This window comes from Rubrobacter marinus (genome assembly GCF_011492965.1).
GTDB classification, from domain to species: Bacteria; Actinomycetota; Rubrobacteria; order Rubrobacterales; family Rubrobacteraceae; genus Rubrobacter_F; species Rubrobacter_F marinus.
The window spans coordinates 47041-70490 of record NZ_CP045121.1; the positions used below are offsets into that span (position 1 = coordinate 47041).

Annotated in this window: 26 protein-coding genes and 1 pseudogene; 13 read left to right on the forward strand and 14 right to left on the reverse strand. The window is 68.8% G+C overall.

The genetic code is table 11. The annotated features are described in order from the left end of the window. The first annotated feature begins 3 nt into the window (after positions 1–3). Positions 4–1391 (forward strand): annotated as a pseudogene (gene accC / locus GBA65_RS25905) (acetyl-CoA carboxylase biotin carboxylase subunit). Between the two features lie 101 nt (positions 1392–1492). Here accC and GBA65_RS00250 read toward each other — a convergent pair. Further along, positions 1493–2026: a sugar O-acetyltransferase gene (locus GBA65_RS00250; protein WP_166398247.1), complete on the reverse strand. Its 534-nt coding sequence runs from the start codon at positions 2024–2026 to the stop codon at positions 1493–1495. Positions 2027–2203: 177 nt separating this feature from the next. Between GBA65_RS00250 and GBA65_RS00255 the strand changes: the two genes are divergently transcribed. Both GBA65_RS00255 and GBA65_RS00260 read left to right on the forward strand, forming a co-directional pair. Then, positions 2204–3025, forward strand: a complete 822-nt coding sequence (locus tag GBA65_RS00255) for a DUF1385 domain-containing protein (RefSeq protein ID WP_166394868.1) — start codon at positions 2204–2206, stop codon at positions 3023–3025. Positions 3026–3282: 257 nt separating this feature from the next. Further along, entirely contained in the window at positions 3283–4131 is an 849-nt protein-coding gene (locus GBA65_RS00260; RefSeq protein WP_166394869.1) for an aldo/keto reductase, read from the forward strand. Between the two features lie 121 nt (positions 4132–4252). Here the strand turns inward: GBA65_RS00260 and GBA65_RS00265 are convergent, their stop codons facing one another. From GBA65_RS00265 to GBA65_RS00280, 4 genes are all read right to left on the reverse strand, one after another. Further along, the gene (locus GBA65_RS00265) at positions 4253–4996 is read right to left on the reverse strand and encodes an SDR family NAD(P)-dependent oxidoreductase (RefSeq protein WP_228281565.1); all 744 of its coding nucleotides are present in this window, start codon (positions 4994–4996) and stop codon (positions 4253–4255) included. Positions 4997–5081: 85 nt separating this feature from the next. After that, positions 5082–5420 carry a hypothetical protein gene (locus GBA65_RS00270; protein ID WP_166394870.1) on the reverse strand — a complete coding sequence of 113 codons (339 nt, stop codon included), beginning with the start codon at positions 5418–5420 and terminating at the stop codon, positions 5082–5084. Between the two features lie 207 nt (positions 5421–5627). After that, on the reverse strand, positions 5628–6035 hold the full coding sequence (locus GBA65_RS00275; protein WP_166394871.1) for a hypothetical protein: 408 nt from the start codon (positions 6033–6035) through the stop codon (positions 5628–5630). Positions 6036–6041: 6 nt separating this feature from the next. Next, a complete protein-coding gene (locus GBA65_RS00280) occupies positions 6042–7472 on the reverse strand; it encodes a circularly permuted type 2 ATP-grasp protein (RefSeq protein ID WP_166394872.1) in 1431 nt (476 codons plus the stop codon). Between the two features lie 75 nt (positions 7473–7547). On the opposite strand from GBA65_RS00280, the gene GBA65_RS00285 reads away from it, so the two are divergent. The 7 genes from GBA65_RS00285 to GBA65_RS00315 all read left to right on the forward strand — a co-directional run bounded on the left by GBA65_RS00285 (position 7548) and on the right by GBA65_RS00315 (position 12055). Continuing rightward, positions 7548–7910, forward strand: coding sequence for a hypothetical protein (locus tag GBA65_RS00285; RefSeq protein ID WP_166394873.1), 363 nt, complete (start codon positions 7548–7550; stop codon positions 7908–7910). Between the two features lie 15 nt (positions 7911–7925). Continuing rightward, positions 7926–8213, forward strand: coding sequence for a hypothetical protein (locus GBA65_RS00290; protein WP_166394874.1), 288 nt, complete (start codon positions 7926–7928; stop codon positions 8211–8213). A 51-nt stretch (positions 8214–8264) separates the two neighbouring features. Further along, on the forward strand, positions 8265–9056 hold the full coding sequence (locus GBA65_RS00295) for a DnaD domain-containing protein (RefSeq protein WP_166394875.1): 792 nt from the start codon (positions 8265–8267) through the stop codon (positions 9054–9056). Next, entirely contained in the window at positions 8992–9867 is an 876-nt protein-coding gene (gene zapE / locus GBA65_RS00300; RefSeq protein WP_166394876.1) for an AFG1/ZapE family ATPase, read from the forward strand. Before GBA65_RS00295 ends, zapE begins: the two co-directional genes overlap by 65 nt. A gap of 4 nt (positions 9868–9871) precedes the next feature. Further along, positions 9872–10396: a hypothetical protein gene (locus GBA65_RS00305; protein WP_207956015.1), complete on the forward strand. Its 525-nt coding sequence runs from the start codon at positions 9872–9874 to the stop codon at positions 10394–10396. Between the two features lie 199 nt (positions 10397–10595). Continuing rightward, positions 10596–11477: a ComEC/Rec2 family competence protein gene (locus GBA65_RS00310; RefSeq protein ID WP_166394877.1), complete on the forward strand. Its 882-nt coding sequence runs from the start codon at positions 10596–10598 to the stop codon at positions 11475–11477. Positions 11478–11575: 98 nt separating this feature from the next. Next, a complete protein-coding gene (locus GBA65_RS00315) occupies positions 11576–12055 on the forward strand; it encodes a single-stranded DNA-binding protein (RefSeq protein WP_228281568.1) in 480 nt (159 codons plus the stop codon). 734 nt (positions 12056–12789) lie between these two features. Here the strand turns inward: GBA65_RS00315 and GBA65_RS00320 are convergent. Continuing rightward, a complete protein-coding gene (locus GBA65_RS00320; RefSeq protein WP_166394878.1) occupies positions 12790–13431 on the reverse strand; it encodes a redox-sensing transcriptional repressor Rex in 642 nt (213 codons plus the stop codon). Positions 13432–13863: 432 nt separating this feature from the next. On the opposite strand from GBA65_RS00320, the gene GBA65_RS00325 reads away from it, so the two are divergent. Continuing rightward, positions 13864–14748 carry a GNAT family N-acetyltransferase gene (locus tag GBA65_RS00325; RefSeq protein ID WP_228282026.1) on the forward strand — a complete coding sequence of 295 codons (885 nt, stop codon included), beginning with the start codon at positions 13864–13866 and terminating at the stop codon, positions 14746–14748. A gap of 175 nt (positions 14749–14923) precedes the next feature. Here the strand turns inward: GBA65_RS00325 and GBA65_RS00330 are convergent, their stop codons facing one another. Together GBA65_RS00330 and GBA65_RS00335 are read right to left on the reverse strand one after the other, a co-directional pair. Next, positions 14924–15079, reverse strand: a complete 156-nt coding sequence (locus tag GBA65_RS00330; RefSeq protein WP_166394880.1) for a hypothetical protein — start codon at positions 15077–15079, stop codon at positions 14924–14926. Further along, complete coding sequence (locus GBA65_RS00335; protein ID WP_166394881.1) at positions 15073–15588, reverse strand: hypothetical protein; 516 nt, start codon at positions 15586–15588, stop codon at positions 15073–15075. Before GBA65_RS00335 ends, GBA65_RS00330 begins: the two co-directional genes overlap by 7 nt. A 293-nt stretch (positions 15589–15881) precedes the next feature. On the opposite strand from GBA65_RS00335, the gene GBA65_RS00340 reads away from it, so the two are divergent. Then, complete coding sequence (locus tag GBA65_RS00340; protein WP_166394882.1) at positions 15882–16133, forward strand: hypothetical protein; 252 nt, start codon at positions 15882–15884, stop codon at positions 16131–16133. A gap of 48 nt (positions 16134–16181) precedes the next feature. Here GBA65_RS00340 and GBA65_RS00345 read toward each other — a convergent pair whose 3' ends face one another. The 6 genes from GBA65_RS00345 to queG form a co-directional block, all read right to left on the reverse strand. Then, positions 16182–16580 carry a GFA family protein gene (locus GBA65_RS00345; protein ID WP_228282027.1) on the reverse strand — a complete coding sequence of 133 codons (399 nt, stop codon included), beginning with the start codon at positions 16578–16580 and terminating at the stop codon, positions 16182–16184. Between the two features lie 291 nt (positions 16581–16871). Continuing rightward, positions 16872–17651, reverse strand: a complete 780-nt coding sequence (locus GBA65_RS00350; RefSeq protein WP_166394884.1) for an amidohydrolase family protein — start codon at positions 17649–17651, stop codon at positions 16872–16874. A gap of 277 nt (positions 17652–17928) precedes the next feature. After that, positions 17929–18747 (reverse strand): SDR family oxidoreductase, encoded by an 819-nt coding sequence (locus GBA65_RS00360; RefSeq protein ID WP_166394885.1) that lies wholly within the window; start codon positions 18745–18747, stop codon positions 17929–17931. 285 nt (positions 18748–19032) lie between these two features. After that, positions 19033–20658 carry a M2 family metallopeptidase gene (locus GBA65_RS00365; protein ID WP_166394886.1) on the reverse strand — a complete coding sequence of 542 codons (1626 nt, stop codon included), beginning with the start codon at positions 20656–20658 and terminating at the stop codon, positions 19033–19035. 167 nt (positions 20659–20825) lie between these two features. Continuing rightward, positions 20826–21665 (reverse strand): J domain-containing protein, encoded by an 840-nt coding sequence (locus GBA65_RS00370; RefSeq protein WP_166394887.1) that lies wholly within the window; start codon positions 21663–21665, stop codon positions 20826–20828. Positions 21666–21672: 7 nt separating this feature from the next. After that, positions 21673–22875 carry a tRNA epoxyqueuosine(34) reductase QueG gene (gene queG, locus GBA65_RS00375; protein WP_166394888.1) on the reverse strand — a complete coding sequence of 401 codons (1203 nt, stop codon included), beginning with the start codon at positions 22873–22875 and terminating at the stop codon, positions 21673–21675. Positions 22876–22980: 105 nt separating this feature from the next. Here queG and GBA65_RS00380 point away from each other — a divergent pair, with 105 nt between their 5' ends. Further along, the gene (locus GBA65_RS00380; RefSeq protein ID WP_166394889.1) at positions 22981–23442 is read left to right on the forward strand and encodes a MarR family winged helix-turn-helix transcriptional regulator; all 462 of its coding nucleotides are present in this window, start codon (positions 22981–22983) and stop codon (positions 23440–23442) included. Positions 23443–23450: the final 8 nt, after the last annotated feature.

Below are 23450 nucleotides of genomic sequence, written 5' to 3' on the forward strand. Positions count from 1 at the left end.
TTCTTGCTGAACAAGGTACTCGTGGCGAACCGCGGCGAGATCGCGCTGCGCGTCATCCGCGCGTGCCGCGAGCTCGGCATCAGATCCGTCGCCGTCTACTCCACGGCCGACGCGGACTCCCTCCACCGGCTCCTCGCCGACGAGGCGGTCTGCATCGGGCCCGCCCACCCCTCGGGCAGCTACCTGAACATACCCGCGATCATCTCCGCCGCCGAGCTCCGGGGCGCCGACGCCATCCACCCCGGCTACGGCTTTCTCGCCGAGAACGCGCGCTTCGCCGAGATCTGCGAGGCGTGCAACATCAGGTTCGTCGGCCCCCGCTCGGAGACGATCGCCCTCATGGGCGACAAGGTCTCCGCCCGGCGCGCCGCCGCCGAGGCCGGGGTGCCCGTGACGCCGGGGAGCGACGGCCCGTGCCGCACCTCCTCGGAGGTGAAGCGCGTCGGCGCCGAGGTCGGGTATCCCCTCCTGATAAAGGCGAGCGCCGGCGGCGGCGGCAAGGGGATGCGCGTCGTCCGCTCGGAGGGCGAGGTCGACGCCGCGTACGCCTCGGCGAGCCGCGAGGCCGGGGCGGCGTTCGGGGACGGCTCGGTCTACGCCGAGCGCTACCTGGAGAAGCTCCGCCACGTCGAGGTGCAGGTCCTGGCGGACGAGCGCGGGGTCACGGCGGCCTTCCCGGAGCGCGACTGCTCCGTGCAGCGCCGCTACCAGAAGCTCCTGGAGGAGTCGCCCGCGCCGGGGCTGCCGGAGGGGGCGCGCGAGGGGATGAAGAAGGCCGCCGCCTCGCTCGTGGAGCGCCTGGGCTACACCGGGGCGGGGACCGTCGAGTTCGTGTACTCGGGGGCGAGTTCTACTTTATCGAGATGAACACGCGGCTCCAGGTCGAGCACCCCGTGACGGAGGAGGTCGCGGGCGTCGACCTCGTCGCCGAGCAGCTGAGGGTGGCGAGCGGCGAGGGGCTCTCGGTCTCGGGGGAGGTGCCCGCGCGCGGGCACGCGATCGAGTTCAGGATCAACGCCGAGGACCCGAGGCGCGGCTTCCTTCCCCAGACGGGCCCGGTCGAGTTCTACAACCCGCCCGGCGGCCCCGGCGTCAGGGTCGACTCTCACCTCTACGCTGGCTACAAGGTCTCGCCCTACTACGACTCCCTGCTCGCCAAGCTTATCGTCCACGCGGGGACACGGGAGGCCGCCGTCCGACGCGGGGCGCGAGCCCTCGACGAGTTCGCGCTCGTGGGCCTCGACACGACGCTCCCCCTCCACCTCGCCATCCTGGAGGACGAGGACTTCCGGCGCGGAGGGGTTCACACGGACTTTCTCGCCGACAGGGAGCTCACGGGCGACGGAGCGGGGCTACCGAGGCTCGCCTCCGTCGGCAGATCCCCCGCCTGAGACGGACCCCGCCCCTTCCTCGTCCTCCGGGAGGGCGAGGAGCCGGGCCCACGCAAAGGTCGCGCCGCCCCGTTTTGGTACCCGCGACCCGCGCCGAGCGGCTACAGCGAGCGGATCACCCGCGCCGGGTTGCCCACCGCGACCGTGTTCGGGGGCACGTCCTCCGTTACGACGGCACCCGCGCCGACGATGGCGTTCTCGCCGACGACCACGCCGGGAAGAACGATCGCGCCGCCCCCGACCCACGCGTTGTCCCCGATCGTGATGGGCAGGGCCGCCTCCCACTTCGCCCGCCGCAGCTCGGCGTCGGCCGGGTGCGTCGGCGTCAAGAGCTGTACGTTCGGTCCGATCTGTGCGTCGTCGCCGATCCTGATCTCGGCGACGTCGAGGGCCATCAGGCCGAAGTTCACGAAGGCCCGGGCCCCCACGCTTATTCCGAAGCCGTAGTCGCAGTACAGCGGCGGCCGTATCTCCGATCCTTCGCCGAACGCTCCGAGTAGGTCTTCGAGGAGGCGCCGCCGCAGATCGGGGTCGCCCGCGGGGCTCTCGTTGAACCTCTCCATGAGGGCCATGGCCCGCAGGTTGTCCCGCGCCAGCTCCGGATCGTCGGCGACGTAGAGGTCGCCGGCGAGCATCCGCTCGCGCTGGGTCCGGGCGTCGGGCTGTGGGGTCTTTTCGGCCAAGGGCTCGAGTTTAACTCAGGGCTACCCCGACGGCCCGCTCGACCGGGAGGGCCACGGGTGGGCGGGCAGGTGGTAATCTTTTACTCCCCGGCGCGCGGTCTCCGGGGCGAGGTTCCGAGGAGGGGTCGTTTGGCGCAAGAAGGGGCACAGGAGAAGGAGAGGCTGCTCTTCGGCGGGATGGCCCGCTGGGGAGGGGTGGACTTCTTCGGGCCCAGCTACGCGAGCTCCGCGCAGCGCAAGGACGGCAAGATCTACGTCTGGATCGACCCGTTTAGCGTCTGGCAGCCGGAGGGCACTCTGGGGCGCGTCCTCAAGCTGCCCATCATTCGCTCGGTCTTCTTCTGGTTCCGCATCGTGCTCCAGCTTGTGGGCTCGATCTGGACCCTCGTCTTCTTTGTCGCCATCATGGGCGTCCTCTGGCTGCTCGTGAGCCTGATGGAACGGGGCACGGAGGCCGTCGGCGGCCCCGTGGGCCAGGTTCTCGCCTTCTTCGCCGCGTTCCCGATCCTGCCGATCCTGCTGCTCTTCTTCGCCGCGATGAAGTTCACCTCCATCGGCCGCTACCACGGCGCCGAGCACAAGGCCGTCGCGGCCTACGAGCGCTACGGCGAGGTGACCCTCGAGAACGCGAAGGGCGTGAGCCGCCTCCACCCCCGCTGCGGCACGAACATACTCTTCTACATAACCCTCGCCGCCCTCGCCGACCCGTTCATAAACTGGGCCCCCTACGCGGTCCTCCAGTTTATCCTCATAAGCGAGGCCTGGTTCGTCTTCGGCAAGACGCGCCCCTCCATCGCCATCGGCAACTTCCTCCAGAGGTACCTCACCACCTCGGAGCCCGGCCGCAAGGAGCTCGAGGTCGCCGTAGAATCCCTCTCCGAGCTTATAAAGGCCGAGAACGGCGAACGCGCCTCCGCCAAAGAGCCGGTCCTGATCCCGGCGCGTTACTAGCGTTCCAGGGCCCCGGTCCCCTCGCTCCGCGCCGCACCGCCGCGGGCGGAACCCTGCCCCTCCGAGAGACCTCGACGCCCCCGATCCACGCAACTCAAGCCGGCCCGCGACCGACACGGCGCACGGCCGTGCGCCGGTGCGGTCAGGGGAGCAAGGAGTGACCTCCGCCTTTGTAAAACGGTTTAGTAACAGTTTGATCCGGGTAGCATCGAGACTTGAGGTTTGAGACACGGTTGTATAGAAGGAGTTGGATTTTTGTGACTACGGTTCCCGGCATTACGCTCAACGACGGCAACGTCATCCCGCAGCTCGGTTTCGGGGTCTTTCAGATAAAGCCCGAGGATACCGTCGAGGCGGTGAGCAACGCCCTCCAGATCGGCTACCGGCACATCGACACCGCGGAGATGTACGGCAACGAGAAGGAGGTCGGCGAGGCTGTCCGCGCCTCCGGGTTGGATCGCGGTGACGTCTTCGTCACCAGCAAGCTCAACAACAGCTTCCACGAGCCCGGGGACGCCCGCCAGGCGTTCGAGACGACGCTCTCCGAGCTCGGCTTCGACTACGTCGACCTGTTCCTCATCCACTGGCCGCTGCCCACGCTCTACAACGGCGACTACGTCTCCACCTGGAAGACGATGGAGGAGTTCAAGAGCGACGGCCGCGCCCGCTCCATCGGCGTGTCGAACTTCCAGATCGAGCACCTGGAGAAGCTGGCCGCCGAGACGGACACGGTGCCGGCGGTAAACCAGATCGAGGTTCACCCCTACTTCACCAACGACACCGTGCGCGGCTACGGCCAGGAGCACGGGATCGTCACGGAGGCGTGGTCGCCGATCGCGCAGGGCGGGGTGCTCGACGACGCGACCATCACCCGGATCGCCGAAAAGGTCGGGAAGTCGACTGCGCAGGTCGTCCTGAGGTGGCACATCCAGCGCGGCGACATCGTGTTCCCGAAGTCGGTGACGCCGTCGCGCATGAAGGAGAACTTCGAGCTGTTCGACTTCGAGCTCGATCCCGACGACATGAACGAGATCACCGCGCTCGACCGGGGCGAGGACGGCCGCACCGGCCCGAACCCGGACACGTTCGCCTTCGTCCCGAGCTAGACCTCTTCCGCACCGGGGACTCGTCCCGGCCCCGGTCCAGATTAGACGAGCAGCGCCGAGCCATCGTGGCCCCGGCGGGAGCGCCTCTACCGGCGTGCTCCCGCCGGGGCTTTGGTCGAGGCTAGTTCGGCTGCTGGGTGGGGCGGATGAGGATCTCGTTGACGCTCACGCGCTCGGGCTGCGTGACGCAGTAGGCGATGGCGTTCGCGATGTCCTCGGCCTGGAGGATGTCGAGCGAGAGGAGGCCGCTGAGGTTCTCCTTCGCGTCCTCGTCGGTGATGTGGGTGGCGAGCTCCGTCGCGACGGCGCCGGGCTCGACGATCGTCACGCGGATGTTGTCCTCCAGAAGCTCCTGCCTCAGCGCCTCGGAGATGGCGTTGACGGCGAACTTCGTCCCCGAGTAGACGCCGGTGGTCGCCCGGCTCCGCCGTCCGGCGACCGACGAGATGTTCACCAGGTGTCCGGAGCCCTGCTCCTTCATGACCTGCACCGCGGCGTCGGTGGCGTAGAGGAGGCCGAGGACGTTCACGTCGAACATCCGGCGCCACTCGTCGGAGAGGCCCTTCTCCACGGCCGAGAGCTGCATCACGCCGGCGTTGTTCACGAGGATGTCCACCCGGCCGAACTCGCTCTTCGCCCTCCGCACGAGCTCGTGCGCCTGCCCCTCGTCGGTGACGTCGGCCGCGACGGAGAGCGCCTTGCCCCCGTTGCCGTTGATCCTCTCGACGAGGCCGGAGAGCCTGTCCTCCCTGCGCGCCGCGACCACGACCGACGCCCCTTCGGCGGCCAGCGCCTCGGCCGTCGCCTCGCCTATCCCGCTAGATGCGCCGGTTATCACCGCGACCTTGCCGTCCAGCTTTGCCACGATCTGCCTCCCGATGGTGGTTTATCGACCGACAGACTCTAACACCGCCGGGCTCCTTCCCCGAAGGGTTGCCCCCGGCCGGGCCCTAGATCGCGGGTCGCGGGTTCGGCGCGCCTCGGGAGGTGAGGCGGAGGTAGGCGAGCGTCCAGAGGGCGTGCCTGAACGTACCGAAGGCGCCCGTCGCCACGAGGAGGAGCGGGACCAGGATCAGGGCGGCGACGATACCGGCCGCGATCGCGGCGGTGGGGTACCCGGCCACCCCGAGGGCTATCGTCGGGAGGAAGAGGATCAGGCCGACGATCAGGGCCGCGATGAGGAGCGCGAGCCCGACCCCGATGGCGAGCCCGATCCCGATAAGCCACACGATCAGGCTCCTCCCGAGGTTCTGGCGGAAGAGCCGGTAGCCGCCCCCGACCGAGCCCACGACGCCCTCCCGGTCCACCACGATCCGCCGCAGCGCGAACTGCCCGACGATGGACAGGGGACGAACAGGGCGATCAGGACCAGGACGCCCGCGAGCCCCGCCAGCACCCCGAAACCCACGCGAGCACCCACCGACTCCGTCGCGGCGAAGACGCCCAGGAAGAGCAAGACCAGGGCAGCGCGACGACGAGAAGGAGCACCAGCGAGATCAGGACGAACAGCGCGTAGTACCCGAGCACGCGCCAGAAGTTCGACAGCCCCGCCCGGAACGCGGACCCGAACCGCCGGGCCTCCCCCGGTCCACCGCCGCCACGCTCTCGGCGAGCGCCCCCTGCGAGACGAGGGCGAAGAACAGGAAGACGAGCACGAGCAGCACCGCCAGGGTGACCATCCCCAGAATCAGGGCCGTGTTGTCGAAGACGTTCTGACCGCTTTGCAGGGCCAGCGCCGAGGAGAAGTCCGAGTTGCCGGGATCGGAGTCGAAGTTGCCGCCCCCGCCGGTGGGGACGCCGGGGAAGTTGAAGGAGGCGCCGCCCGCGAAGAAGCCGAAGAACCACAGGTAGCGGTTGCGCAAGGAGATCCAGAAAGCGCTCTTGACGATCTCCCCGTAGTCCACGCGGGCCTACCTCTCCAGGACCCAGGTGTCCTTCATCTTGCCGCCGCTGGAGATGTTCACGATGTGCTTGCCCGGGGCCGCGACGCGCGTCAGCGAGCCCGGCACCACCTCCACGACGGACGGGTCCTCCGGGTCAGGGGCGAGGGCGAGCATCCGGTAGTCTGCGAAGGAGTCGGTGAGGTCGAAGGCGTCGTTCTCGGCATCCGGCTCGCAGATGACGTGGGTCGAGAAGTCGATCATGCGCTGGGCGATGTACTCGACCGGGTTCCCCTCGACGACGCGCCGGAACTTCTCGATGGACTCCTTCGACTCCTCCGGCCCGATCATGACCTCCTTGCCGCCGTAGCCCCCGCGGCTCTTCACCACGAGCTCCCCGAAGTGCTCCATCACGTACTCCCGCTCCTCGGGGACGGCGAGGGACCACGTCTCGGCGGTCTCTATGAGGGGCTCCTCGCCGAGGTAGGTCCGGATCATCTCGGGCACGAACGCCCCGACCCCCTTATCGTCGACGACCTCGGAGTTCGGCGCGAACAGGACGTGGACCCTGCCCTCGACGTGGCAGTTCAGAAGCTCCGGCAGGTCGGCGTAGAGCTTGTCCTCGTCGACGCGCTCGTAGATGACGTCTATGCGGCGCCCGGACGGCTCGTGGACGAGGTACCCGTCGCCGTCGAAGGCCAGGTGCTTCGTCTCGGCGAGGACGGCGCCCATCTCCTGAGCGTAGATGTGGTGATCGAGGTAGAACTGATCTGCCGGCCCGCTGGAGACTACCGCGAGGGTCGCCTCGGGCCCCTTCGGCGACGCCGCCCTCAGGGAGTCCCCGAGCCGGGCGAGCCAGCCACTCAGGGAGCGCACCGGCAGGTTCTTCAGCGCCTCGGGGAAGAAGACCTCGTGGCCCATGCGCCGCCGCCTGGTCATGGCGGCGAGGCCGACGGGCATCTTCGCGTTCTCCTCGAGGACCACGTACTCCCAGCCCCCGGTCTGGCCCGCCCGCGTGCTCTCGACGGCGACGACGTCGAAGGCGATCTGGCGCACCGGAACGGGCCCGAAACGGTTCGGGGTGGAGGTGTCGTAGAGGATGCTGGATTCCAGGATCTCCCTCGGTACGACCTCGTCCTTGCCGGCCTGGAGCCTGCGCAGGAACTCGTTGATCGCGCGCATCCTCTGCACGAGGCCGCGCTCCAGCCGCTCCCAGTCCGCCGCCGGGACGACGCGGGGGAACCAGTCCGTCGGGTGGGTCTTGTCCCCCTCCCGGATGCCGAAGGCGTGCTGCTCCTCCAGGAGCAGCCCGTGCGCGCGCCCGAGGTTCTCCTTCCAGCGCGCCGGTCCGGTCCTCTCCAGCTCGTCGAAGACGGGCCCGTAGATGGGGCGCGGCGAACCGTCGGGGCCGAAGACCTCGTTGGTGCCGGGGAGTGTGCTCTCGAATACGATGGGCTTCACAGGACGGGGATTATACTAGGCGCTCCGTAGAAGTATCTTCGTCGACCACAGAACCGGCACGGGGGGGCACCGAACTTGAGCGAGAGGGACACGGGGAGCGGGAGGACCGGGGGCGGCGAGGATCTCGAGGCCCGCGCCGAGAACGCCAAGTCGGGCGTCGCTACGCTCGTCTGCGCCCTGGGCCTGGTCATCGCCCTGGGCTCCGCGGTAGCCACCATCTTCGTGGGCGTGGGCGTGGACGTGATCTCCGGCGGCGCGATAGGCGTGGGCCTGGGCATCCTCGGCTACTTTCTCGGCGCCGGCAGGCTCGGCGTCGCCACCATCGTCGTCTCCATACTCGCCATGTTCGCCGGGCTCCTCGTCAACCAGGTCATCCCCGGCGTGGGCGGCGACGACCGCGAGCTCCCCGCCAGGGAACCGGGCTCCAGCGAAGGGTAAGGCCCCCCCGGCGCCGTGACCGAGCCACGCCCTCCAGACGAGACCCCGCGCGGCCGTGCGGGCCGGGGTTGGGCGATCGCGGGCATCGTCTCGGGCGTCGTAGCGCTGGTGATCGTACCCATACTCTTCGGGCCTCTCGGGGTCGCGCTCGTGGTCGTGGGCTACGTGAAGGGCTCCCGCAGGGCCGGCGTCGCCGCCATCGTCGCGGGGGTCCTCGGGCTGGTGCTCGGGATCCTCTTGACCGCGTTCCTGCTCTCGGTCTCGGAGCAGACCCTCGTCCCCATCGGGGGGCTCTCCACCTAGGACGAACGGTGCCCTCCTCGGGCCGCCTCCGAAATCTGCCGTGGAGGGCCGGTGCTCCGGCCGCTATACTGCGGCGGCATGGAGCGGGTTCGGCTTACACCTCCGGGGGAGAAACGGGAGCGGGGCGCAAAAGCGCGCCTCTACGTCCGCTGGATGCCGCACCTCGGCGCCGAGGCCGTCGCCCTCTACGAGCTCCTGCGTCTCCTCCCCGACGTGGGGAACGACGCCGTGGATCTCACAGAACTGGCCGAGCTTCTGCGCTCGAGCCCGGAGAGCGTCGAGACCTCCCTGAGGGTGCTGGTGGAGCACGGGTTCGCGGTCGAGAGGGAGGGCTGGTTCGAGGTCCTCGAACACCCGCCCGTCGCGCGCGGCTCGCGCGATGGTGCGGCCGGAGTCGCGGAGGCCGCGGGTGCCGTACACGACGGCCCCGTCGTTCGGGAGATCGAGGTGATGCGCGCGGAGCCCGAGGGGGTCTCGCCGGACGACTACTTCCGGTACATGGGGACGCTGCCGGCGCCTCACATACTGGAGTTTCTGAATGGGTACACGGAGCGCGACGGCGTGGAGACGGAGGCGGTGATCGAGGCCCTGAAGATAGCCAGCGAGCGCGACGCCCGCCGGGTGGGCTACGTCAGGAGCATCCTGGAGCGCTGGGTCGAGCGCGGCGTCAAGACCGTCGCGGACGTGGAGCGCTTCGAGCAGGACCGCAAGCTCCGCCTGGTCGCCGAGAGCGGCGCCGTCAGGGGCGGGGCCCTCAAGCTGCGAGGGGGGGTGAGCGATGGAACCGATAGGGGATCTGCTGCCCGACGCCGGGAGGGCTATGAGTGGCTCTTCGGCGAGTAGGAAGAGGGGCTCCGGTCACGAGGGCTCGGCGCTCAGGCTCGACGATCAGGTCTGCCCCCACTGCGGCAACGAGCTCGCCGCCGAGTTTTTCGAGTTCCCGCCCGCCCTGCAGCGCAAGTACGGGAAGACGGGCGAGTGGTACTACCACCCCTGCACCCCCGAGTGCGAGGCGAAGAACGAGCGCCGGGAGTGGGAGCTTATGCGCCGCGACGCCCGCGTGGCCTCCCTCAAGGAGAAGAGCGGCCTCACCAAGCGCCTCAAGCGCTACACCCTCGACAACTTCAAGCCCTACGTCGGGGCGAGCGCCGCCAGGGCCGTCGAGAGGGCCGAGGAGTTTCTGAGGGGCTGGGAGGACAACCGGGAGGAGGGCCGCGGGCTCTACCTCTGCGGGGATGTGGGAACGGGGAAGACCCACCTCGCGGTCGCGATCATGACCGAGCTGATCCGGCGCCGCCGGGTGCCGTCGCTCTTCGTCACCGTCCCCGAGTTTCTGGACAACCTGCGCGGGGCGTACAACGACCCGGGGCGCGACATCGACGAGTGGATGGACGCCGTCAAGAACGCCGACCTCCTCGTCCTCGACGACCTCGGCGCCGAGAAGCCGAACGCGTGGGTGCGCGAGCGGCTCTTCGTCGTCGTCAACCACCGCTACAGGGAGGCGCTGCCCACGATCTTCACCTCCAACATCGGCCCGAAGGACCTCGCCGAGCAGCTCGGCGACCGGACGGCAAGCCGCATAATCGCGATGTGCGAGTGGGTCGCCCTCGAGGGCGAGGACTACCGGGAGACCGCGGCACGGGAGGGCCGCTAGAGCCATGCGCGACGAGTTCATGATCACGCGTCAGGGGAAGCAATATGTCCTGTTTGCTGGCCTCCTCGACGAGGCCCATGCCCGCGGCCTCAAGGGCATCGACACGGACCTCGTACAGGTCCCGACGGGCGAGAACGGCAACGTCGCCGTGGTGAAGGCGACGGTCGAGATGGAGGACGGCCGGACCTTCTCCGGCATCGGCGACGCCAGCCCCGACAACGTGGGGCGCGGCATAATCCCGCACATCATCCGCATGGCCGAGACGCGGGCGAAGGCCCGCGCCCTGCGCGACGCCGTGAACGTCGGGGCCACGGCCCTGGAAGAGCTCTCCGACGGCGACGACGCCCCGGCGCCTCAGGCCCCCCCGCAGCCGCGCGGCCTCCAGAGCGTCCCCAGATCCGGCGCCCGCGAGCGGCCGGCCGCGGAGGCCGGGAGAGGCCGGCGCGCCCGGCCCCAACGGCAGGGCCGCCCAGGAGCAGGAAGAGGGAGACGAGGAGTCCCAGAAAGCCCCCCGCGGGGGCGGCTCTAAGGCGTCGCAGAAGGCCCGGAAGTCCCAGGTAGACCTGCTCCGCACCCTCGCCGAGGAGCTCAGGGGCGAGAACGGGGTCGCCCGCCTCGAGGGCCGCATCGGGAAATCCCTCTCCGAGCTCACCCGCGCCGAGGCCGACGAGTGGATCGACCGCCTCACCCCCGCCGAGGGCCGCGAGTAGCGCCGACCGGCAACTCTGTTGAACCCGCCCCGCCGCCTCCCGCCCGTGGTACTCCTGCTCCTCGTCGTCGCCGCCCTCACCGGCTGCGAGCCCCTCTCGGCGCTCTCGCCGGGAGCCGGGAGCCAGCCGCCCCCGGCGGGCGCTCTGGTCGTCAGCTTTATCGACGTGGGGCAGGGGGACTCGGTCCTCGTCCAGTCCGGCGGCAAGAGCTACCTCGTGGACGCCGGCAAGCCCCAGGAGGGCCCGAACGTCGTGGACTTCCTCCGGAGCCGCGGGGTCGAGAAGCTCGACGGCATCGTTGTCAGCAACCCGGACGCAGACCACATCGGGGGCTTCGTGGACGTACTCGACGCCTTCGAGGTCTCGACCGTCTACCTCTCCGGGGACCCGAAGGGGACGGCGACCTATAACTCGTTTCTCCGCGGCGTCCGGGACGAGGGCTCGACCGTGGAGGAGTCCCGCAGCGGCGACGTCTACGACTGGGGCGGGACGGAGGCCGACGTCATCTCGCCGCCGCCCGGCGCCCTCTTCTCCGAGACGAACGACAACTCGGTCGGCATCCTGCTGACCTTCGGCACCGCCCGCGTCCTGCTCGCCGGCGACGCCGAGAAGAAGGGCGAGGAGTACATGAGCGTCGGCCCCCACACGGGCCCCCTCACCGTCCTCAAAGTCACCCATCATGGCTCCAACACCTCCTCGACCCCGCTCTTCCTGAGCCGCTTCAAGCCCAGGATCGCCGTCATCCAGGTGGGCGAGGACAACTCCTACGGCCACCCCACGCCGCAGACGCTCAGGCGCCTGCAAACCGTGGGCGCCAAGGTCTTCCGCAACGACGAGCACGGGGACGTGATCGTCACCATAAAGGACAACAAGGCCGACGTGGCCGTCACCGAGCCCTGAACATCATCCCTCGGGAACGACGCCCCCGGGTCGCCCCTCCCTTAAGTTAACGGCAAGGAGTAGCCCCTTGAGAAGCAGGGGCATCCCTGTAGACTGACGTGGAGAGAAGAGAAAGGACGAAGAACATGGTCAGCTTCAACCGCGTGATCCTGGCGGGTAACCTCACCAGGGACCCCGAGCTCAGGTTCACGAACGACGGCATCCCGGTCTGCTCCTTCGGGCTGGCCGTGAACCGGCGCCGCTCCAAGTCCGAGGAGGTCGACTTCTTCGACATCTCCGCCTGGCGCGAGCTCGGCGAGACCATCGCCAACTACAAGAAGAAGGGCGACCCGATCCTGGTCGAGGGCCGCCTGCAGTTCCGCTCCTGGGAGGACCGCGAGAGCGGCCAGAAGCGCAGCAAGGTCGACGTGGTGGCCGACAACGTCCAGTTTCTCGGCGGCCGCGGCGACGGGGACGGTTCCAACGGCGGCGGTGGCGGCGGCCAGCGCAGCCGCAGCGGCGCCGGCGCCCGCAGCGGTGGCGGCGGGCGCGACGACGTGGACCTCAACGAAGAGGATTTCGACGACATTCCTTTCTAAAACAACTATTAACTAAACGTAAAGTATGTACAGGGCGTAGTGGATCTAAAGCCCTCCCCGAGCGCTGAACTCGGGGAGGGCCAAGGGCTACATGAGCGCTCGACGAGCACACGACCGCTCTTACGACAAGGAGCACGAGCGCCAGCGAGACCACCGAGAAGCGAGAGGCCTACCACGCCGTTAACCCGAAGCGCTCTGGCGTAGGGCGTACCCGCAAGAGATGACCGCTCGGATTGCTCCCTCTACATCGTCTCTTCACGCTGTGCCGCTGGATCTGCGGCACGAGATCTCCTCATAGATCGAGTATTTCGCTACGTCGCAACATATGCTACTCAATTAGAGAGCGCTACCCACTATGCTGTGCGGCGTCGCCGCTCTGTGAGCCTCCTGAGGGCTGTCGAAGCGAATATCCTCACTTTTTCGAGTTCCAATTGGTTTACAAAGTGTGGCGAGGGGGGTATATTCTCCCGGTCGGTTGGTGCGATACCAGATCGACACACAATTAAAGAGCCCCGGGGCGTTTCTCCTCCTTTCCCTTTCCCCACCTATCACCCCTAAGAGCGTCCCGGGCTCTTCCTTTTTTCTAACCCTCAGGCGTTTAACTCAGGTGGTCAACAAGGTGTCCTTCGGTGTGGCGAGTTGCGCCCTGGCGCGTTCCCTGTTGCGAAAGAAAAGCGCGGTCCCCCGGGCAAACTCCGGGGGACCGCGCGATTACGGTTGGTTGCGGGTGTTGCTTACGAAGCCGCTTCTCCGCCGACCTGGGTGAGGTAGTAGAGGGTGTGCATGAGTTGGGCGGTCGGGTCTATGCGGTGGACCTCGACGTTGTAGGGGACGTGGAGGAGGACGTCGGTGTAGTTGAGGATGACGCGGATGCCGGCGTCGGTCATCAAGTTGGCGACCTCCTGGGCGGAGGCCGAGGGGGTCGCGATGATGCCGATGATCTCGTCCGCCTCGCCGACGCTCTTCTTCAGCTCGTCGATGTGCTTGACGACGATGTTGCCGACGGTGCGGCCGATCTTGTCCCCGTCGTTGTCGAAGACGTCGTGGATCACGAACCCGCGCTTGGGCAGGATGGTGCTGCTCGCGATGGCGCTGCCGAGGTTGCCCGCGCCGACGAGCGCGATGTTGTAGGTCTGCTTGAGGCCGAGGATCGCCCGGACCGCCTCGACGAGGTCGTAGGCCTGGTAGCCCACGCCCCGGGTGCCGGAGAAGCCGATCGCGTTCAGGTCCCGCCTGACCTGGACCGGGTTGATCCCCGTGAAGTCGCCGAGCTCCTTGCTCGAGACCGCGTCGCGGCCCTCCTCTATAAGCTGCTGCGTGACCCTCAAGTACTTGGTCAGCCTGTTCGTCAAACCCGGTTGTAGCGTGGCGCGCACCTTGCCTCCGACTTCTTGTTTTATACGCTAAATAGTTACAACGAATCATTGTAACAAAAACGCTTCAACTTGCACTAAGGGTGCTCTTTAGGGCAGGAACTCCTCTAGCAAGTCGCATTACAGCCTTGGCGTTTGTTGCCGCCGGCGGCCGTGTTGTAGAGTAGCGGGGTGAGCGAGGATCTTACAGTGCCCTACGAGCGTTTCTTCCGGGGCGGATCCCCGACCGTCCTCGCCCGGCCGGCCCTGTAGGGAGGGTCGATCGGGGCTACCGAACGTTCTTCTGGAGCGTTCGCGCCGGGTACCTGTCTAGCGAGATCTTTGTTTCGGGGAACCTTGTCGGCTTACTCAAAGGAATATTGGCAACGGGGCCGTGAGCGGCATCGCGACGGCCGGAACACCGTCGAGGAGGCATCCGGCGTCCTCGTGCGGCGCATGGACGACGTCGACCTGCGGCGCATACTGGAGTTGCGGGAGACCGTGCGGTGGTCCGGGGACCCGCGGGCTTTCGAGCTCCTGCGGGGGATGGACGAGGCGCGCTGGGCCGTCGCCGAGGACGGGGGCAAGGGCGGCGTGGTCGGGATGGTCGGGGCGGTGCCGCTGGGAGAGGTGGGGATACTCTGCCACCTCGCCGTCCACCACGGGCACCGCGGGTACGGCCTGGGCTCCCGGCTCACCCGATGGGCCGTCTCCTACCTGCTCTCCCGGGGGGTACGCTCCGTCAGGCTCGACTCGACGCGCGCCGCCGAGGGGCTCTACCGCTCCATGGGCTTCGCGCCCGTCTTCGCCCGCACCGAGTACCGGCTGGAGGGGGGAGTCCTCGCCGCCCGTCTCCGGGGAGACCGGCACCTCGGCGGGCCGGGGACCGGGGGCGAGAAGGGGCTGCGGGTGGCGCCGCTGTCCTTCGGGGACCTGCCCGAGCTCTACGGGGTGGACCTGTGGTCCTACGGCGCGGATCGCTCGGCGATCATCCTCGCTACCCTCAGGCAGTACCCGGGCTGGGGGCTCGTCGCCCGGGACGCATCGGGGAGGGTCCGGGGCTACCTCGTGCGGAGCGCCTCCGGCGCCACCGTCAGGGTCGGGCCCTTCATGGCCTCCTCGCCGGACGTAGCCAGGGCCCTGCTCACCCGCGCCCTGGAGACCGACGGCGGCCGGTCCGTCGAGGTCTCGCTCCCGGCCCCGAAAGGGAGCCCGGCGCACGCACTGCTCCGCGAGTTCGGCTTCGTCGGACGCCGGGACCGGCTCCGGATGGAGCTGGGCGAGACGGCCCCGGCGCAGGGCCTGACGGCCTACGCCACCACGCCGTACCTGGCGACCTGAGGGTCCGTCGGCACGATAGCCGGGCTATGGGCGGCATCGTCGCGGCAACGAGTAACCCGTCTGATAACTTCCAAAAGCACGGTCCGTCGAACCTTGCCCCGTCATCGCGTTCGACGTCCTCGTCAGGGAGCGCTTCGTGTGGGCGATCCCGTCGTGTCCGTCGTCCGTGCCGGTCCTACGCCGGCGCCTTCTCGGGCTCCCTGGCCGGGACTTTCTCCGGGGCCGGATCTTCGCGGCGCTCCCTGCGGCGTTCGGGCGTCGGCTCGACCAGCGGCTCCACGATCTCCTCGCGCTCCGGCTTCTCCTCGCCGCCCGCTCTTACCCCTACCATCCCATCGCCTCCCTCTCCGTGTACTCGCGCAGCTCCTCCGGGCCCTCGACCATCGCGGCGCCCAGCTCCTCGGCCACGCGCAGGATCTTGGCCTCCGCCTCCTCGGGGAACATCCCCCCGCCGATGCGTGGCCTCACGAACGCCACGGGGAGGGCTTTCTCGGCCCTGAAAAAGGACCTCCTCTCGTGGTGCACCACCCGGCCCCACGCCAGCACGCTGCCCGCGACGTAGGGTAGGGGCTGCGCCTCGGCGGAGGGCTCGTAGCCCGCGTACAGCCCGCACGAGCAGCCGAACTCGGGGGAGGTGCCGCAGGCGCTCCGCACGAGCAGCGGCTTGCCGGGGTCGGCCTGCACCCGCGGCGGGCAGGCGGCTACCGTCGGTCCCGTCGTCGACCATCCCTTGTGGCCCGTCTGGGCGTGGAGGCTCTCGGAGGGGGAGATCCACCTGCTCGGGATCACCCGCCACGTCCTGTAGCCGATCACGATGCCGGTCCTGTCCGGGATCAACATGCCCCAATGTTACCGCCCCGCCGGCGACTCGTAGCTTCTGCCCCGGCGCACACCATCGCGGCCCTGCCGGGCGCGACGCCCCGGATCCGAGTTGGGAACGAAGGACGGAGGGTAGAGAAACCGCGGTTACCGGTGGGTGTTCGCAACGCCCTTCGGGCCGGCGGAAGGAGCCGGGACGACGGAGCAGACGCAGAGACCGTGGACGCCCCGCCCGGCAGGGCCGTGCCGGTGAGCGTTCGAGCGGTGGATCCCACGTCGGTGCCGCGGAGTACAGCGATTCGGGAGGAGCAGGTATGGAAGAAGGCAGGCAGGAGATGGCAGCGCGGATGAAGGATACGGGGGCGACGGAGGAAGAGGCCCGCATCCTCTACCACCTCGACGAGGTGGGGAGGTTGTTCTACGAGCTACCCGGGATCACCGAGGGCGACCTCACGATCTCGGGCCAGCACGTCTCGTCGCTCGTCCGCATGCTCGCGTCGAGGGTGGCGGAGAGGGATCACCCCGAGGGCTGGTTCTTCAGCAAGCGCGACGAGGGGGGCAGCTAACCGTCCCGGCGCAGCGGCGCGACGTTGGGCTCCGTCCCCCGCGCGGCCTTACCTCGGAACGCTGCTCTCCTCGAACCTGGGCAGATCGTCTTGAACGGCGAGCCATCCGGGCTTCTGGGAGAACCAGTTGTGAGCCTCCGGCTCGAAGGGCTTGAGGTCTTCGAAGACGCCCACGTGGACGTAGATCTCACCCTGCAGGCGCTCGTCCTCGTACGAGACCGGCGTCCCGCACTCCGCGCAGAAGGACCTGACGACCTCCGGGGAGGAGGCATAAGCTTTGAGCTTCTCTCGCTCGACCTCGACCTGACCGGTCCGGTACCCGGCGAAGAGCGAGACGGGGGCTCCGGTCGCACGCCTGCAATCCACGCAGTAGCAGTAGACCACGGTCGACGGTCTGCCGGCGGCCCGCAACCTGACGGCCCCGCACTGGCATCCGCCCTCCGCCACACGCTCCAACCCACCAGCGTCCTCGACCACCACACAGCCTTTCGCTCGCTTCTCTCCGGCACCACGCGGGTTCGACCACCCTCGTCGAGAACCCCGACCCGTCCCGACAGGATCGTACTCCAAACCCGAGAAAGTCCTACAACGCCTGAGCATAGCGTACCCTGCTGCAGCTCCTACACCGGAAGATCGACGCAGAGACCTGGACGAACGCAGCCGCTGCCCCTTCATCCCCGGCCGTCGGTACGCGGCCTGTGCTACCAGCGGCACACTGCATCGAGACCGGGCCGGGTGCTAGCTCCCTCGGCCGGCACGGGCTGTGCCCGGCCTGTAAAACTCCGCCGCGTTGTCGAGGAGGGCTTTTCTCGCCAGGTCTTCGTCGAGGGCCTCGATCACCGTCCGGACGTCCTCGTCGCGGAAGGGCCTGCGCGCGCGGGTCGAGGGGAGGTCCGTCCCGAACATGAGCGCGTCGGGGTTGGCGGCGGAGATCTCGCGCATCGCCGCGCCCGGGTCGAAGTCGAGCCGGCCGAAGCCCGTCGCCTTGACCCGCGCACCTCGCTCCACGAGCCTCAGCAGCGTTCGGAACCCGGAGACCGAGAGTCCCAGGTGGTCGATGCTCAATCTCGGTAGGCGTGCGAGCATCTCCTCCAGCTTCGTCAGATGGACGGAGTCCGCGTAGAGCTCCGCGTGCCAGCCGGAGACCTCGTAGACGCGCTTCGCGAGCCGCTCCAGGTTCCCCGGCGTCTCCGAGCCGCCCCGCTCGAGGTTGAAGCGCACCGCCCTCACGCCCGCTTCGTGCAGCCTCAGCACCTCCTCGTCCGGCACGGAGACCGGCAACTGGGCGACGCCCACGAACGACGGACCCAGCCCCTTCAAGGCATCGAGCAGGTAAGAGGTGTCGAACGCCTGGAAGGAGCCCGAGACGACGGCCCCACCGACCACGCCGAGCGGCTCCACCCGCTCCAGGTAGTCCTCCACCGTGAAAGGGTCGGGAACGTAGCCCCGGTTCGGCACCAGCGGGAAACGCGGGTCGATCACGTGCAGATGGGCGTCGAAGATACCGTGATCCAGCATGCTCCCTACCCTATCTCCTCCTGCCCCGACGCGCCTCGTCGAGGAGTGCAGACGCCTCGCCGGTAGCCAGGACTTCCGGTAGCCCTGGCTATGCACTAGCGGCATGTTCGAAGCCGCTCGTCGCCCCTACGAACAGAAGGGCTTCGAGCCCGTGGGCGAGGAGGACCACAGCTTCGGCACGGACCTCGTCGGCCAGAACCGGGAGCCGAGGCTGTAGAGCGCCGGCGTGTTCCGGGCGGAGGTGCCCCGTGGTTCCACGTGGGCTACCCGGCGGGGATCAGGCCAGGCCGACCATGCGCTCGCTGAGCTCCCAGAGCTTTCGCTGGGCCTCCTCGTCGTGGGAGGCGGGGGAAGATTCTGCCTCCCGTCGCCCGCGGAAGTACTTGCCCGTCACCCCCTCCACCTCCGGGCTCGTCGCCAGGTAGACCGACGTCTCCGCCCCCGACTCGACGGAGGATCCGCCGCCCCCGAAGCCTGTGGCTAATAGTTTCGTGCCGATCACGCCGGGGTGCAGGGCGTTCGCCGTCACCCCCGTCCCCTCGAGCCTCCTGGCGAGCTCGTAGGTGAACAGGAGGTTCGCCAGCTTGGAGCGCGCGTAGGCCCTGTTCATGGAGTAGCCGCTTCGCAGGTTCGGGTCGTCGAAGTCGATCCGCGCGCCCCCGTGCGCGATGGAACTGACCGTGATGATGCGGGAGGGCGCCGCCCTCCTCAGCTCGTCGAGGAGCAGGTTCGTGAGCAGGAACGGCGCGAGGTGGTTTACCGCGAACGTCAGCTCGTAGCCGTCCTCCGTCTCCGTCCTCTCCTCCGCCACCACCCCTGCGTTGTTGATCAGGACGTCCAGCCCGTCGTGTTCCGACCGGACCTGCTCGGCCAGGTCACGCACCTGCGCCATGGAGGAGAGGTCGCCGACCACGAGGCGGAGGTTCTCGTTGCCGGTCCCTTCGCGGAGCTCTTCGAGGGCCTCCTCGCCCCGCTCCCGGCTCCTGCCGTGGACGAGGACGGTGGCGCCCATCTCCGCCAGACGCCTCGCCGTCTCCTTGCCGATGCCGTCCGTCGAGCCCGTCACCAGCATCACGGAACCCTCCACCTGTCTCATCGCGCACGCCCCTTCCCGAAGATTGTCACGCGGCGGCCCGCGAACGGCCGCTCCAGTAACCCGCCTCGTGAAAGGTTATGGAAAGGGCGGGGCGCGTACAAGTACGCGGGCTCCCGAGGTACGGACTTCGAGCGGCGCGACCCTCGCGACCTGCGTCCGGCGGCCCCGCTACCCTGGACCGGGCGCATTGCTCGTGGACGGGGCGGTTGCTGCGGCGGACCGAGGCCCGCGGAACCCTTCCTTGGCCCGGGGTTCCGCGAGATGGCGGGGCCGCTCGGACGAGGGCTACCGCAGGGACTTCGCGAAGTAGCCCGGGTCGAGCTTCTCCCCCGTGGCGTGGAGGACGGTCTCCTGCCAGTCGCTGCGGGCGCCGGGGCCGAAGATCGCCTCCTGGAGGTAGCGGCCCGCGGTCTCGCTGCGGAAGAACGGCCTGCCGGCTACGCGCTCCTCGAGGTGGTGGCGCAGCTGGGCGGCGGTGAGGTGGCCGAGAACGTAGTTGTGGTAGTAGATCGGGGCGACGGCGACGTGGATCTTGGCCGCCCAGTCTGGCTCGTCGCGCCCGGGCGGGCGCTCCTGGAGCTGAAGGTCCCCGACGAGGTCCCACCACAAGGGGTTCAGGTCGTCGCGGTCGGGGTCCTCGTAGAGGGCGGCCTCGAAGCGGTACATCACGAGCGCCCAGCGGACGAAGACCAGCTTGTCGGCCCGGGCGCTCCTGAAGAGGTACTCGCGGTCGGCGTCGAGCTCGTCCTCCGGGACGCCGGCGACGGAGGAGAGCCAGGCCGGGTCGCTCGCCAGGGAGCCCATCATGAGCGCGATGGCCTCGGTGGTGCTGGTGTGGGCGACGGAGCGCAAGAGGTACGGCAGGCTGGGGTTTATGTGCTTGTCGTAGACGGCGTGGCCGAACTCGTGGAGCATGGTGTCCGCCCAGTACGCGTCCGGCTCGGCGTTCGCCAGCACCCTGACGTCGTAGGGGTAGTCCCTCCCTATGGGGATGCAGAAGGCGTGCTGGCTCTTGCCGGGGCGCTCGTAGAGGTCGCTCCGGGCCAGGACGTCCCGCACCTCCAGCCCCATGTTGTCGTAGGTTTCGCGGGTCAGGGCCTCGAGGTCCTTCCCCTCGAAGTAGCGGTCCGCGTCGGCTCCGGGCCCCCCTTCCGAGCGTCCGAGGGCGGCGATCTCGTGCGCGCAGCTCTGGAAGAAGGGGTCGGACAGGTGCCACGGCATGACCCGCTCGACCCCGAACCTCCTCTTGAGGTGATCGTCGATCTCGCCCCTCAACCCTTCGAAGGCGCCGCGGGTCGTGGCCTCCAGGTCGTCCATGAGCCGGTCGAGGGCCTCGACCTCGATCTCCTGGAGGTCGAGGGCGCGCACGCGGTGGTTCGGATAGCCGGCGTCCCGGGCGAGCTTGTTTCTGAGGCGGGCGAGCTCCCTGACGGTCCCCTCGACGGGCCTGCCGACGGACTTCGAAGCCTCCCAGGCCTCCTGCCTGAGGGCGGCGTCGTCCGAGGAGCGCAGGATGGTGCGCAGCTCGTTCTCGCTCCTCTCCTTGCCCCCGACCCTTCCCCGATGGTTGTTGTAGATCGCGTTGGCCTCGGCTTCGAGCTCCTCCACGCGCGTCAGGGTCGCCTCGTCGCCCTGTCGTCCGGCGAAGGTCTTGTACAGGATCTCCAGCCGTCGGCGCAGAATCTGGCTCTCCACGGCATCCCGCCCTTCGTACCAGCCCTTCAGCTTCTCGAACTCGTCCCCGTCGGCGAAGAGGGCGTTGTACTCCTTGCCGACGCGCACGACCTCCCCCCTCGCCTCCTCCGTGCCCGTGGTCGCCAGAACCCAGTAGGCCTCGCCCGACGCCTTCTCCACCGGCGCCATCCGCTCCTCGAAAGATGCGATAAAGCTCTGTATCTCCGCGCTATCCATGGTAGAAGCCGCCCTCTCTAGAACGCGTCCAAAGACGCTATCTTACCCACGATGCGACGACGTTCCCCACCCGAGGGCTCCCCGGGGGCCCGATCGTAGAAGGCGCCTTGTCGCTCGCACGGGCCACCGGGCGTTTCGGATGGGCGGTAGGGCGCTAACCGGGGAGGCTAGCGCCGGCGGCTGCGTTCGTCGCGGCGGTTGCCGAGGTAGACCACGATGAGCAGCAGCACTATGCCGAGGGTGACAAACTGGAGCAGGCCGTCCGGCCCGCCCGAGCCGCCGACGACGAGCGCCGCGACGAAGACGAGCGCGAGTGCCGCCCAGCCCGCGGCCCTGTAGGCGAGGTAGGCGGCGAGGAGCCCGACGAGGGTGTAGGGGACGAACATCAGCGGTCCCAGCGCCGTGACCCCCGGGTCGAGGACGGCGGGCGGGTTGTTGAGCCCGGTCGCCCACAGACCGATCTGCCCGACCACCAGAAAGGCGATGAGGGCGCCGAAGAAGCTCAGGGCCCCGGACCGCCAGGTGATCGGCTCGGGGTCGAAGTCCTGCGGCTGGTACCAGCTCGCCTCTCGCGCCGGCGCGCCCCGGTAGCGGCCCCGCCCGGACGACGGCTCGCTCCGGCGCGCGGACGGCTCCTCCGGCTCTTCCTTGCGGAACCTGTTGCGCAGGCGCTCGCCGAGGCTCGGTCCACCCTCGGACGTGCCGCGCTCCTCGCGCTCGCGGCGCTTCCTGGAGACCTCGTCGTCGAGGGAGCCGAAGTCGAGGTTGAGGCCGGCGAGCTGGTCGGCGGCGTGGGCGAGGTCCAGCGCCTCGTCGTGGCGCCGGCGCCGGTTCGGGTCGGAGAGGACGGCGTTCGCCTCCTGCAACTGGCTGAACTCCGTCTCGCTCCCGCCCGAGTGGTCGGGGTGGCGCTCCTTGGCAAGCCTCCTGTAGGCCGCCTTTATCTCGGACTGGCTCGCCGAGCGCGGGACGCCGAGGATACGGTAGTAGTTGATCTGCTCCGCCATGGTTTCCTTATTCTAACCCACTCTTACCGACGGGCGAGGCGATGTTTTCGAGCGCGAGCCTTATCTCTTCGAGGCAGGAGGCCTCGGCCTCGTCCCCGAGCGCCGCCTCGAGCGCCTCCGCGGCGGCCCCGCCGCCGATCTCGCCTAAAGCCCACGCCGCGTGTCCCCGGACGAGCGCCGACTCGTCCTCGGCGAGGCAACGGACGAGGGCCGGGACCGCCTCCCCGAGCCCGAGGTTGCCGGCCGCCACGCAGCAGTTGCGGAGCAGCCCGGCCCGGCCGGGCCGCGTGAGGGGCGTCCCGGCGAAGCGAGCCTCGAACTCCTCGTCGTCCCGAATGCCCAGGACCTCCGGGATCTCCAGGTACGGCCCCGCCCCCGCCCCTGCGGAGAACTCCGGCCAGGAGCTCACCGTCGCCTTGCGCTTGTTGTAGGGGCAGACCTCCTGGCAGACGTCGCAGCCGAACGCCCAGTCCCCGACCTTTGCGCGCAGCTCGCGCGGGATGGGCCCCCTGTTCTCGATCGTGAGGTACGAGATGCACAGGCGCGCGTCCACCACGCCGGGAGCCTTGATGGCGCCGGTCGGACACCCCTGCATGCAACGGGCGCACTTGCCGCAGGTGCCCTCGCCCTCTGTGTCCGGCTCCAGGTCGAGGTCCACGATCAGGTCGGCGATAAAGAAGTACGAGCCTATGCGGCCGTTGATGAGGCACGAGTTCCGCCCGAAGAACCCGAGCCCCGCGTGCTGGGCCGCCGAGCGCTCGAGGAGCGGCACCGCGTCCGTGAACGCACGCGCCTTGATCCTGCACCCCAGCGCCTCCTCGAGCTCCGCCCGGAGCGCCTTCAGCCGCTCCTTGATGACGACGTGATAGTCCTGCCCCCACGCGTACCTCGCGACCCGCCCGCCGCCCTCGTCCGCCGGGTGGTCCCCCGGATAGTAGGAGACGCCCAGGGAGACCACGCTCCGGGCGCTCTTCTGCAACCTCTTCGGGTCCGCGAGAAGCCCGGCCGGGCGGTGCATGAAGCCCATGTCCGCCGCCATCCCGGCCTCCTGCCACTCCGTCAGGCGCTCCCCGCCCCTCTTCAAGGGCTCAGCGCCCGTCACGCCGACGAGGTCGAAGCCCGCCGCGCGCGCCCTCTCCTCGAGAACGCGCCGGGCCTCCCTCCGCGTCGTCCTCGCCTCGTCCGTCGCCCCGTCGCCTCTCCCCTTCACGGAGAATGATTCTACCCGCAGCGGCGCAAAAATTGGGCCGAACGACGCTTCTTTGTAACCATACGATTGATGACAAAAATTAGTGACGGTAGTAGTATTTTGCCCATGGCTAAAAGCGATACCGTAAAAAAGGTTCTGAGGCTGCAGGACGAGCTCATCCACTACCGGGCGGTGCTGGACGCGGGCCCGTGGTTGGATCTGAACATGTCCACGCCGCAGCTCAAGGCCCTGCTCCTGATCTCGGAGGAGGACGCCATCCGGATGCGCGAGCTGGCCCGCAAGCTGGGCGGCTCCTTCTCCAACGCGACCGTGCTGGTGGACCGCCTCGTGGAGCGCGGCCTCGTGGAGCGCATGATGGAGCCGCAGGACCGCCGCGTCGTCCTCGTCCGGGCCACCGAAGACGGGCGGCTCCTGATCGAGCAGCTCGTCACCTCCTGGCGTAGCCTCTCGGAGCCGCTCCTCGAACGCCTCTCGACCGAGGACCTGGAGACCGTCCGCAAGGCCCTGGACATCCTCGTCGGCGCGGCCCAGGCCCGCGAGAAGGAAGACGCGCGACAGGAGGGGTGACGGGCGCG